The organism is Streptococcus sp. 23.2 (assembly GCF_016648665.1).
Classification (GTDB): Bacteria; Bacillota; Bacilli; order Lactobacillales; family Streptococcaceae; genus Streptococcus; species Streptococcus salivarius_E.
Map to the genome: position 1 here is coordinate 146,242 of NZ_JACLQJ010000003.1, position 12,443 is coordinate 158,684.

Here is a 12,443-nt window from a genome sequence, read left to right on the forward strand (position 1 = left end):
TAGAAAAACGCTTTAAGAATTGTTATAATAACCTTACAGCAAGATAAGGAGATTCCTATGACAAAAGAAGAAGGGCTTAGTTTGGGTGAAACAGCACATCCTCTCAAGCCTCATGAATTGAGGTCATCAATGGCTTCTACAGCAGGGAATAGAGCGACTAATAAGTTTAAAGAGTTTAATGCTGATAGGATGGTGAGTGTTCAATTCAATCCTAGTCAAAAAGTAAAAGAATCAAAGGAGCCAGTAACCTCAAAGAATATTGTGGGGATGGTATCAGGTGTTATTGCAGCGATACTCACTATCCTTTTGATTGTTTGTATCGTAATGGGTTACCGTTATCGAGCTGCCAGCATTGAGGGCGAGTGGACAAGCCTGACCTTTAGTGAGAAAATGTTAGCGACTCTAAAAGATACTGCTACTACTAAGAATAAAGTTAGTAATGCTTTACCACAAGGTCAAAATCTTATCACCGATATCAATACAGCAATGAGTATTACTGACAATAAGGCTCACTTAAAAGTGAGCTTTGTTTACAATCGTAAAGGTCTTTATCAGGCTTACCAGAGTAGAGTTACTGAATTGAAAGGTCAGTATGGCGAGGAGTTCTCGGAGGTTTTTGATAGTTATTCATTGTCAGAAAAAGACTACTATAAACAGTTTGATGAGACAGTGAAGAAAGAACTTCCAAAGAGTTATACCTACGATGCCAAAACCGGTCGTGTTACAACAACTGCTTTCACGGGTGATATTAACCGTTGGGAGCAAACAATCACTGTGGATAAGGCTGGAGATTCAGATGCTTTTAAAAAAGGTGATGTATTAGATTATACGCCCAACAATGAAGGTTTTACTATCAAGGCACACAGTGAATTTGGTGACATTAGCTTTACAAAAAATAAATAAAAAAGGAAATTAAAGGGGAATATAAATGACAAGAGAAGAATGGTTGGACTATTTTGAGACGGTAAACGGACGTAAGCCGAGTGTTCAGGAAATGGCGGATGCTTTGAAAGCTGGAGAGTTTGTTAATGAAGCACCAGCTAAAGCTGAAGATACAGTTACTACTGAACCTGTTAAGGTTGAGGCAGAAATCGTCGAGACAAGCACTAGTCCTCTACCAACAGAAACGGCACCAGTAGTAACAGCAACTGCACCTTCTACGGTTGCTTTTCCAGAAGGGCAAGCAGCTATGGCAAATTTGGCTCCTAAGAAACAAATGGATCCCAAAAAGAAAAAACGCATCCTAGTCTCAGTTTTGTCAGCGGTAGTCCTTGTCTTCTTATGTATCGGTGGCTTTATGACTTACCGTTATGTGACAGGTAATATTGATGGCAAATGGTACAGTAGTTCTCTAGGTAGAGAGTATAGTTCAAGCATGTCTGAAAGTTTGACAGACTTGGATAGTAAGGAGCTTGAAAAGTACTTTACAGATACTGCTGTAACCATGAAAGTAAAAGGTAGCAATGCGAAGGTTACTGCTAGCTATACTTTTGATAAGAAAACTTATATCAAGGACTATCGTGAGAGGGTTCAGAAGTCCTTCTCAGCCTTTGGAGATTTATTTAAAGCCTTTTATGGAGATTCCTTTGAAAACTATTACAGTGAGGAAACCATAGAAAAAGAACTTGATGAAGCTCTTGAAAAAGCTGCGAAAGACAGTGGTCAAAAGTATGATTCGAAGACAGGCGAAACAACGACAACCCTTTTCAAAGGGAAGGTTAGCCGTTTGGGACATAAGATGACTGTTACTTCTGTCAACAAAGACGTTGATATTGATGGTCTCAATGTGAAAAAAGGCCAAGAGCTAAAAGTGACTAAAAAAGATAAGAAAGTAACGCTTAGTGGTGATGGCAAATCAAAAGATATTACTTTCTCAACTAAGAATGACACCAAAGATAAATTTTAAGATGACATCCGGAATAGCTATTCCGGATTTTTTCATGTCTTTGAGAGGAAAGAATAAGGTGATATCCGGATGATTTTCTCACAAGTCACAATACGTGTAGAAATATTCTGACAATTATGCTACAATAGAGCCACAGACTATCTAAAAAGAGGATTTACCATGACACTTGTATACCAATCAACACGTGACGAAAATAATAAAGTAACAGCTAGTCAGGCTATTCTTCAAGGTTTGGCAACAGATGGTGGTTTGTTCACACCGTTGTCAACGCCTGAGGTTACTTTGGACTTTGATCAATTGAAAGATGCTTCTTACCAAGAAGTTGCTAAATTGGTCTTGTCAGCTTTCTTGGATGATTTTACTGAAGAGGAATTGGATTACTGTATCACAAATGCTTATGATGACAAGTTTGATACAGCTGCCATTGCACCAGTAGTTAAACTTAAGAACCACTACAACCTTGAGCTTTTCCATGGTTCTACCATCGCTTTCAAAGACATGGCCCTTTCAATCTTGCCATACTTGCTAACAACATCAGCTAAAAAGCAAGGTGTTGATAATAAAATCGTTATCTTGACAGCGACATCAGGTGACACTGGTAAGGCTGCCATGGCTGGTTTTGCAGATGTTCCAGGAACTGAAATCATTGTCTTTTATCCAAAAGACGGTGTTTCAAAAATCCAAGAATTGCAAATGACCACTCAAACAGGAGCTAATACGCACGTTATTGCCATTGATGGTAACTTTGATGATGCTCAAACAGATGTGAAACGTATGTTTAATGATGTTGATTTGCGTGAGAAATTGTTGGCTCATCATACGCAATTCTCATCAGCTAACTCAATGAACGTTGGTCGTTTGGTACCGCAAGTGGTTTACTATGTATATGCCTATGCACAGTTGGTTAAGGCAGGTCATATCCAAAACGGAGATAAGGTGAACTTCACAGTACCAACAGGAAACTTTGGTAATATCTTGGCGGCTTATTATGCACGTCAGATTGGTGTTCCAGTTGGCAAATTAATCTGTGCTTCTAATGAAAATAACGTCCTTACAGACTTCTTCGCAACGGGTACTTATGATAAGAAACGTGACTTCAAGGTAACAACAAGCCCTTCTATGGATATCTTGGTATCTTCTAACTTGGAACGCTTGATTTTCCACCTTCTTGGTAATGATGCTACTAAGACTAAAGAGCTTATGGATGCACTTGTGACTAAGGGTGAGTATACTTTGGCTGATGCAGATAAAGATATTCTTGATTTGTTTGCAGCAGGTTTTGCAACTGAGGATGAAACAGCTGCTGAAATCAAGCGTGTCTATGATGAAGATAAGTATATCGAAGATCCTCATACAGCCGTTGCCTCAGCTGTTTACGAAGCATACGTTCAAAAGACAGATGACCACACACCAACAGTTATCGCTTCAACAGCTAGCCCATACAAATTCCCACGTGTGGCTGTTTCAGCTGTTACTGGTAAAGATAGTGGGGATGATTTCAAAGCAGTAGAAGATTTGCACCAACTTTCAGGTGTAGCTATCCCAGCGGCTGTAGATGGACTTGAACATGCAGAAGTTCGCCATAAAACAGTTGTTGCGGCAGCTGATATGCAAAAAGCAGTTGAAAGCTATCTTGGTGTATAAGAATAAAAAAATAGGAGCTGAGAAATCAGCCCTATTTTTATCAATATAGAAAAGAATATTATGACAGAAACAAAGAAAATTCTAAACATAGCCTTGCCTGCTATGGCCGAAAACCTTCTACAAATGTTGATGGGGGTTGTCGATTCTTACCTAGTGGCCCAGGTTGGTATTGTCGCTATATCGGGGGTTTCCGTAGCCAATAATATCATTACGATTTACCAAGCTATCTTTATTGCTCTAGGAGCCTCAAGTGCCAGTGTCATTGCCAGAAGTTTAGGAAAAGGTGATGTTAAAGCGACTAACCGAGACACTTGGGATGCTATTATTATTACCCTTGCTCTTAGTCTCATCCTTGGTCTACTTTCCATTTTTGGTGGTGGGGCCATTCTTAATCTTTTAGGTACTGAGCAATCTGTGACTCAGGCTGGTAGTCTCTACCTTGCTCTTGTCGGTGGAGGAGTGGTCTTCTTAGCCTTGATGACTACTTTTGGTAACATCCTACGGGCCAAGGGACGGCCTCGTATTTCCATGGTCGTCAGTCTTTTGACCAATGTTCTTAATGCTATTTTATCTTCTTTAGCCATCTTTGTGGGACATTGGGGGATTATTGGGGTAGCTACAGCTACGGTTTTCTCTCGTCTGGTTGGGACAGTGATACTCTGGCAAGCGATGAAACTAGATGTGAAGCAGCTTGAAATTACCAAACCTTTTAATAGAGAGTTGTTGGGGATTGCACTGCCAGCAGCAGGTGAACGACTGATGATGCGTGCTGGAGATGTGGTCATCGTGGCTATTATTGTTACCTTTGGTACAGCCGTTGTCGGTGGTAACGCCATTGGTGAAAACCTCACTCAGTTTAACTATATGCCTGGTATGGGAGTCGCAACGGCTACGGTTATCTTGGTTGCCAATAGTCTGGGTCGAGGGGATAAGACGCAGATGAAGCGTATTATACAAGAGTCTTATTGGATTTCCACCTTCTTGATGGTTCTGGTTTCAGGGAGTATCTTGCTCTTTGGCCAAGGATTATCAGGTCTCTTTACAGATAATAAAGCAGCTATTGCGGCTAGTCAGGTAGTTATTCTTTATTCTTTCCTTGGGAATCCTGTGACTTCGGGGACTCTAGTCTACACAGCAGTTTGGCAAGGTCTGGGTAAGGCTAAGATGCCTTTCTATGCGACGACAATTGGGATGTGGATCATCCGAATTTTCTCAGGATACTTCCTTGGGGTGAGTCTGGGAATGGGTCTTGCCGGAGTCTGGATTGCAACCGTTGTTGATAATGTATGGCGTGCAATCTTCCTCTACGTGATGTATCGTCGTTATCTCGTAAAGAGAAAGTTTTAATGATAAATACTGAGGAGATGCCCTTATTCAAAGGGTATCTTCTTCTTATTTTTTACAAGTAGGCTCGAATATGGTAAAATAAGCTGATAAAAACTTTTTGAGGTAGTAATTATGACTGTAAAAATCAATACAAAAGATGGTCAAATCGAATTGTCAGATGATGTCATCGCAACAGTAGTTGGCGGTTCAGCAACAGAAATTTTTGGCGTTGTCGGTATGGCAAGTAAGAGTGCTATCCGAGATAATTTTCAAGCACTTCTTGGAAAAGAAAACTACGCAAAAGGAGTTGTCGTGAAATCTACTGATGCAGGTATCACTGTGGATGTCTACACTGTTATGAGTTACGGTGTTAAGATTAGTGAGGTTTCAAAAAATATTCAAGAACGTGTGAAATTTAATCTTGAGAATCAACTCGGTATCAAGGCTGAAACAGTAAATGTTTACGTTCAAAATATTAAAGTCGTAGGAGAAAACTAGTGTCTAAAATTACAACAAGCTTGCTTCAGGAGATGGTCCAAGCGGCAGCAACACGTCTAGGTAAGCAAGCAGAATATGTGAATTCACTCAATGTCTTCCCAGTACCAGATGGAGATACTGGAACAAACATGGGAATGACTATGGATAACGGAGCCAAAGCTGTCGCAGATCAATCAGCTTCAACAGTTGGTGAAGTTGGTCAGATTTTGTCTAAAGGTCTTTTGATGGGTGCCCGTGGTAACTCAGGTGTTATCACGTCACAATTGTTCCGTGGATTTGGTCAAAGTATCAAGGATAAAACGGAACTTGACGGCCAAGATTTAGCTCATGCCTTCCAAGCAGGGGTTGAAGTTGCTTATAAAGCTGTTATGAAGCCTGTCGAAGGAACAATTCTTACAGTATCACGTGGCGCAGCTTCAGCAGCGATTAAGAAAGCTGAATCTACGAATGATGCTGTTGAGGTTATGCGTGCAGCTCTTGACGGAGCTAAAGCTGCTTTGGCTAAGACACCAGAGATGCTTCCAGTTTTGAAAGAAGTTGGTGTGGTAGACTCAGGTGGTCAAGGTTTGGTCTTCATTTATGAAGGTTTCTTGTCAGCCCTCACAGGTGAGTATATCGCTTCAGAAGACTTCCAAGCGACACCAGCTACGATGACAGAGATGATCAATGCAGAACATCATAAGTCAGTTGCTGGTCATGTTGCAACAGAAGACATTACCTTCGGTTACTGTACGGAAATCATGATTGGTCTCAAACAAGGTCCAACTTATGTGAAAGACTTTGACTATGAAGAGTTCCGAAATTACTTGAGTAACCTTGGGGATTCTCTCCTTGTTGTTAACGATGATGAAATTGTCAAAGTTCACGTCCACACTGAGGATCCAGGTCTTGTCATGCAAGAAGGTCTTAAATATGGGGCTCTTGTCAAAGTTAAGGTTGACAACATGCGTAACCAACACGATGCACAAGTTCAAAAAGAAGAAGCTATCCAAGCTGCACCTTCTGCTCCTAAAGACTTTGCCCTTATTGCAGTTGTTGCCGGAGATGGACTTGCAGATATCTTCAAATCACAAGGTGTTGACTATGTGATTTCAGGTGGTCAAACAATGAACCCATCAACAGAAGATATTGTTAAGGCTATTGAACAGGTCAATGCTAAGAATGTAATCATCTTGCCAAACAATAAAAACATCTTTATGGCAGCGCAATCAGCTGCTGAAGTAGTAGATGTCAATGCGGCTGTTGTTGAAACACGTACAGTTCCACAAGGATTTACAAGTTTGCTCGCTTTTAATCCTAGCCAAAGTATCGAAGCTAATGTTGAAGCTATGACAGCTAGTCTTTCAGATGTAACAAGTGGTAGCGTGACATTGGCGGTACGTGATACAACTATTGATGGTCTTGAGATTCATGAAAATGATATCCTTGGTATGGTGGATGGTAAGATTCTTGTGTCTACACCAGATATGGACCAAGCCCTTCTTGACACCTTTGACAAGATGATTGACGAAGACAGTGAAATTGTTATGATTTACGTCGGCGAAGAAGGTAATCAAGAACAAGCTCAAGCACTTGCGGAAAAATTGGAAGAGGCTCACGAAGATATCGAAGTTGAAATCTTCCAAGGAGACCAACCAGTTTATCCATACCTCTTCAGTGTTGAATAATTTTGAATAATCATTTAGGAAGTCTTAGGGCTTCCTTTTTGTTTTGTCAGTTTTGATATAGCAGGGATATCTTTTTGGAATTACAAAAATATTCTGAAAATTCCTTGACATTACTTTCCAAAGTGGTAACATATGTTGTAAGAAATTTTATAGATTGAAGGTAACATCATGAGAAGTGATATGATCAAAGTTGGTGTTGATAAGGCACCAGCACGTGGACTTTTGTATGCGACTGGGCAAGTTAAATCTGCCAATGACATGCAAAAGCCCTTCATTGCTATTTGTAACTCTTATATTGATATTGTTCCAGGGCATGTTCACTTGCGTGAATTAGCAGATATTGCCAAGGAAGCTATCCGTGAGGCTGGCGGTATTCCTTTTGAGTTTAATACCATTGGTGTGGATGATGGGATTGCCATGGGGCATATTGGGATGCGTTACAGTCTTCCATCTCGTGAATTGATTGCCGATTCTGCAGAAACAGTTATTAATGCCCACTGGTTTGACGGGGTTTTCTACATTCCTAACTGTGATAAGATTACACCAGGGATGATTTTGGCGGCCATGCGTACTAATGTGCCAGCAGTATTTTGTTCTGGTGGCCCTATGAAGGGTGGCGTTGACATGACTGGTCACCAAGCGACGCTATCAAGTTTGTTTGAAGCTGTAGGTACCTATCAGGCTGGAGATATGAGCAAGGAAGAGCTCGATTATTTGGAGAAAAATGCTTGTCCAACTTGTGGTTCATGCTCAGGAATGTTTACCGCTAACTCAATGAACTGTTTGATGGAAGTTTTGGGCCTTGCCCTTCCAGGTAACGGTACTATCCTAGCCGTTTCAGATGAACGCCGTGAATTGGTTCGTCAAGCAGCCACAAAATTGATGGATAACATCAAAAATAATGTTCGCCCACGTGATATTGTGACCAAAGAAGCCATCGATGATGCGTTTGCTTTAGATATGGCCATGGGTGGTTCAACCAATACTGTTCTTCATACGCTTGCTATTGCGCGTGAGGCCGGTATTGACTATGATCTTAAAGACATTAACGAGATTGCCAAGAAGACACCTTATCTCTCTAAAATTGCACCTTCAAGTGTTTACACTATGCATGATGTCCATGAAGCTGGTGGTGTTCCAGCCATTATTAATCAGTTGATTAAAAAAGGAGCCATTAAGGGTGATCGTATTACAGTTACTGGTAAGACTTTGAAAGAAAACGTAGCTGGTGCTGAAATCAAAAATGAAGAAATTATCCATCCAATTGAGCATCCTATCTCACCAGTTGGTGGTTTGTCTATCCTTTACGGAAATATTGCTCAGGATGGAGCGGTTATCAAGGTCGGTGGTGTAGATCCGTCTGTTAAAACTTTCCGTGGTAAAGCTATTTGTTGTGATTCACAAGATCAGGCCCTTGAGTTGATTGATAATGGAACAGTTAAGAAGGGCCATGTCGTTGTCATTCGTTACGAAGGTCCTCAGGGTGGACCCGGTATGCCAGAAATGTTGGCACCAACTTCTAAGATTGTCGGACGCGGTCTAGGTAAGGATGTGGCACTGATTACGGATGGTCGTTTCTCAGGAGCTACTCGTGGTATTGCGATTGGTCACGTTTCTCCAGAAGCAGCAGAAGGTGGTAATATCGCCCTAATCGAAGATGGCGATGAAATCGTGATTGACCTACCAAATCGTACCCTTGATCTGCTTGTCGATGATGGAACTCTTGAAGAACGTCGTAAACATTTGAAACCTTTCAAATCAAAAATTTCAAGTGGTTGGTTGCGTCGCTATACAGCCTTTGCTAAATCAGCCAATGTCGGCGGGACTTTGATGAGTGACGAAGAATTCGAAGAACGTAAAGCAGAACGTCAAGCACAAGAAAAAAACTAAGAACATTCTTTCCGAAGAGTTTGTGATATTTTTCTCCGAAACCCTTGCAAATTTGGTTAAAAATGTTATCATAGTATACAAGGTTTTGAATTTTTAGACAATTCGAAAAAAACAACTACTAAAGGAGGTCCATGTGAAGAAAATTGAACTTGAAGAAGCACGCTCTGGTGCTGATTTAATTCTAGATACACTTCTTGAACTTGGGATTTCAACTATCTTTGGATATCCTGGCGGAGCGGTTCTTCCTTTGTATGATGCTATTTACAAAAATGACAAGATTAATCATATCTTATCTCGTCATGAGCAAGGAAGTCTGCACGAAGCTGAAGGTTATGCCAAATCAACTGGTAAACTCGGTGTTGCTCTTGTAACGAGTGGTCCTGGTGCCACTAATGCTATTACAGGGATTGCAGATGCTATGAGTGATAGCGTACCTCTCCTAGTCTTTACTGGTCAGGTCGCAACACCAGGTATTGGTAAGGATGCCTTCCAAGAGGCTGACATTGTCGGAATTACCATGCCGATTACAAAATACAATTATCAGATTCGCGATACAGCTGATATTCCTCGTATTATTAGGGAAGCGGTTCATATTGCAACAACTGGCCGACCTGGTCCAGTTGTTATCGACCTCCCTAAAGATGTCGTAGCTAAGGAAACAGCCTTCATCAACAATCCTGAAATTAATCTTCCAAGTTACCAACCGACGCTAAGACCAAACGAAATGCAAATCAAGAAAATCTTGAAGCAGTTGGGTAAAGCTAAAAAGCCGGTTATTGTAGCTGGAGGTGGGGTGTCTTATTCTGAATCTGCTAAGGAGCTAGTTGCTTTTGCAGAACGCTACCAAATCCCAGTTGTTACAAGTCTTTTAGGACAAGGGACAATTGCTACTAGTCATCCCCTCTTCTTGGGTATGGGTGGTATGCACGGTTCATATGCAGCTAACATTGCTATGACCGATGCTGACTTTATGATTGCTATTGGTTGTCGTTTTGATGACCGTTTGACAGGTAATCCTAAAACATTTGCTAAGAATGCCAAGGTTGTCCATATTGATGTAGATCCAGCTGAGATTGGTAAAATTATTGCAGTGGACCTTCCAGTTGTTGGTGATGCCAAGCAAGCTCTTGAAATGCTCTTAGCAGAACCAGTGGTTAAGAATAACACTGAAAAATGGATTGAAAAAGTTACAAAAGACAAAGAGCGTGTACGTTCTTACGATAAGAAAGAACGTATGGTACAGCCTCAGGCAGTTATCGAGCGTATCGGTGAATTGACTAAGGGTGACGCGGTTGTTGTTACTGACGTTGGTCAACATCAAATGTGGACAGCTCAGTATTATCCATACCAAAATGAGCGTCAATTGGTGACCTCAGGTGGTCTTGGAACAATGGGATTCGGTGTCCCAGCAGCAATTGGTGCTAAAATTGCTAATCCTGATAAAGAAGTTATCCTCTTTGTTGGTGATGGTGGTTTCCAAATGACGAATCAAGAATTGGCTATCTTAAATATTTACAAGGTGCCAATCAAGGTTGTTATGTTGAATAACCACTCACTTGGTATGGTACGTCAATGGCAAGAGTCCTTCTACGAAGGGCGTACATCAGAGTCTGTCTTTGATACCCTTCCAGATTTCCAATTGATGGCTCAAGCTTACGGCATTAAGTCTTATAAGTTTGATAATCCAGAGACAATTGATCAGGATTTGGAAGTTATCAAGGAAGACGTGCCAATGTTCATCGAGGTGGATATCTCTCGTAAAGAGCATGTCTTGCCAATCGTTCCGGCTGGTAAGAGTAATCACGAAATGTTGGGGGTGAAGTTCAATGCGTAGAATGTTAACAGCTAAACTTCAGAACCGTTCAGGTGTCCTTAACCGCTTCACAGGTGTTCTTTCACGACGTCAAGTTAACATTGAAAGTATCTCTGTAGGGGCTTCTGAGGATCCTAACGTTTCACGTATTACGATTATTATTGATGTGAATTCTCAAAATGAAGTGGAACAAATCATCAAACAGCTTAATCGTCAGATTGATGTGATTCGCATCCGTGATATCACGGATCAGCCACACTTGGAACGTGAAGTTATCCTAGTTAAGGTATCAGCACCAACCTCTAAACGTGCTGAAATCTTGGCGATTATTCAACCTTTCCGTGCTTCGGTGGTTGATGTGGCACCAAGCTCTATCACTATCCAGATGACTGGTGATGCTGAAAAGAGCGAGGCGCTTCTACGAGTTATTCGTCCTTACGGAATCAAGAATATCGCTCGTACGGGTGCTACTGGATTTACCCGTGATTAAAAAATCCAACTTAAATTTGTTAACCCAGCCTTAAAAAGGCAATAAATTATTTTTTTTAGAAAAGAGACATATTACTATGGCAGTTCAAATGGAATATGAAAAAGACGTAAAAGTAGCAGCACTTGACGGTAAAAAAATCGCCGTTATCGGTTACGGTTCACAAGGTCATGCGCATGCACAAAACTTGCGTGATACAGGTCACGATGTGATCATCGGTGTTCGTCCAGGTAAATCATTTGATAAAGCTAAGGAAGATGGTTTTGATACTTACACAGTAGCAGAAGCAACTAAATTGGCTGATGTTATCATGATCTTGGCTCCAGACGAAATCCAACAAGAACTTTACGAAGCAGAAATTGCTCCAAACCTTGAAGCTGGTAATGCTGTTGGTTTCGCACACGGATTTAACATCCACTTCGAATTCATCAAAGTTCCTAAAGATGTTGATGTCTTCATGTGTGCTCCTAAAGGACCTGGTCACTTGGTACGTCGTACATTTGAAGAAGGTTTTGGTGTTCCTGCACTTTACGCAGTATACCAAGATGCTACAGGTAACGCTAAAGACATCGCTATGGACTGGTGTAAAGGTGTTGGTGCAGCACGTGTTGGTCTTCTTGAAACAACATACAAAGAAGAAACTGAAGAAGATTTGTTTGGTGAACAAGCAGTTCTTTGTGGTGGTTTGACTGCCCTTATCGAAGCTGGTTTTGAAGTCTTGACTGAAGCTGGATATGCTCCAGAATTGGCTTACTTTGAAGTGCTTCACGAAATGAAATTGATCGTTGACTTGATCTACGAAGGTGGATTCAAGAAAATGCGTCAATCAATTTCAAACACTGCTGAATTCGGTGACTACGTATCAGGTCCACGTGTTATCACTGAACAAGTGAAAGAAAATATGAAAGCAGTTCTTGCTGACATCCAAAACGGTAAATTCGCTAACGACTTCGTTAACGACTACAAGGCTGGACGTCCAAAACTTACTGCTTACCGTGAAGAAGCTGCTAACCTTGAAATCGAAAAAGTTGGTGCTGAATTGCGTAAAGCAATGCCATTCGTTGGTCAAAACGACGACGACGCATTCAAAATCTATAACTAATGTGATAGTCTCGAAAACCAGCCTAGTGCTGGTTTTTTTGTTATGTGACTTTAAGTCCGTTTCGCTCCGAAGGTGCGAAACAGATAAACCACCCGCTATGCGGGTGCGCA

The 12,443-nt window shown here is 41.1% G+C and carries 10 protein-coding genes; all 10 read left to right on the forward strand.

Translation table 11 applies throughout. From position 1 onward, the window contains the following. Positions 1-57: 57 nt before the first annotated feature. The 10 genes from H7T98_RS03220 (at position 58) to ilvC (ending at position 12,333) form a co-directional block, all read left to right on the forward strand. A complete protein-coding gene (locus tag H7T98_RS03220) occupies positions 58-903 on the forward strand; it encodes a hypothetical protein (RefSeq protein WP_064520912.1) in 846 nt (281 codons plus the stop codon). Positions 904-928: 25 nt separating this feature from the next. Next, the gene (locus H7T98_RS03225; protein ID WP_038676869.1) at positions 929-1,906 is read left to right on the forward strand and encodes a hypothetical protein; all 978 of its coding nucleotides are present in this window, start codon (positions 929-931) and stop codon (positions 1,904-1,906) included. A 159-nt stretch (positions 1,907-2,065) separates the two neighbouring features. Next, positions 2,066-3,550 carry a threonine synthase gene (gene thrC / locus H7T98_RS03230; protein ID WP_014635127.1) on the forward strand — a complete coding sequence of 495 codons (1,485 nt, stop codon included), beginning with the start codon at positions 2,066-2,068 and terminating at the stop codon, positions 3,548-3,550. A gap of 60 nt (positions 3,551-3,610) precedes the next feature. After that, positions 3,611-4,897: an MATE family efflux transporter gene (locus H7T98_RS03235; protein WP_064520914.1), complete on the forward strand. Its 1,287-nt coding sequence runs from the start codon at positions 3,611-3,613 to the stop codon at positions 4,895-4,897. Positions 4,898-5,008: 111 nt separating this feature from the next. Next, complete coding sequence (locus H7T98_RS03240; protein ID WP_002885694.1) at positions 5,009-5,374, forward strand: Asp23/Gls24 family envelope stress response protein; 366 nt, start codon at positions 5,009-5,011, stop codon at positions 5,372-5,374. Then, positions 5,374-7,041, forward strand: coding sequence for a DAK2 domain-containing protein (locus tag H7T98_RS03245; protein ID WP_201061252.1), 1,668 nt, complete (start codon positions 5,374-5,376; stop codon positions 7,039-7,041). The genes H7T98_RS03240 and H7T98_RS03245 overlap by 1 nt, the downstream gene beginning before the upstream one ends. A gap of 168 nt (positions 7,042-7,209) precedes the next feature. Further along, complete coding sequence (ilvD, locus tag H7T98_RS03250) at positions 7,210-8,931, forward strand: dihydroxy-acid dehydratase (RefSeq protein ID WP_073686007.1); 1,722 nt, start codon at positions 7,210-7,212, stop codon at positions 8,929-8,931. A 133-nt stretch (positions 8,932-9,064) separates the two neighbouring features. Beyond that, positions 9,065-10,765, forward strand: a complete 1,701-nt coding sequence (locus tag H7T98_RS03255) for an acetolactate synthase large subunit (RefSeq protein WP_073686006.1) — start codon at positions 9,065-9,067, stop codon at positions 10,763-10,765. Further along, a complete protein-coding gene (gene ilvN / locus H7T98_RS03260) occupies positions 10,758-11,234 on the forward strand; it encodes an acetolactate synthase small subunit (protein ID WP_002887025.1) in 477 nt (158 codons plus the stop codon). Before H7T98_RS03255 ends, ilvN begins: the two co-directional genes overlap by 8 nt. Before the next feature lie 76 nt (positions 11,235-11,310). Beyond that, a complete protein-coding gene (ilvC, locus tag H7T98_RS03265) occupies positions 11,311-12,333 on the forward strand; it encodes a ketol-acid reductoisomerase (protein ID WP_002885764.1) in 1,023 nt (340 codons plus the stop codon). The last annotated feature ends 110 nt before the right edge of the window (positions 12,334-12,443 follow it).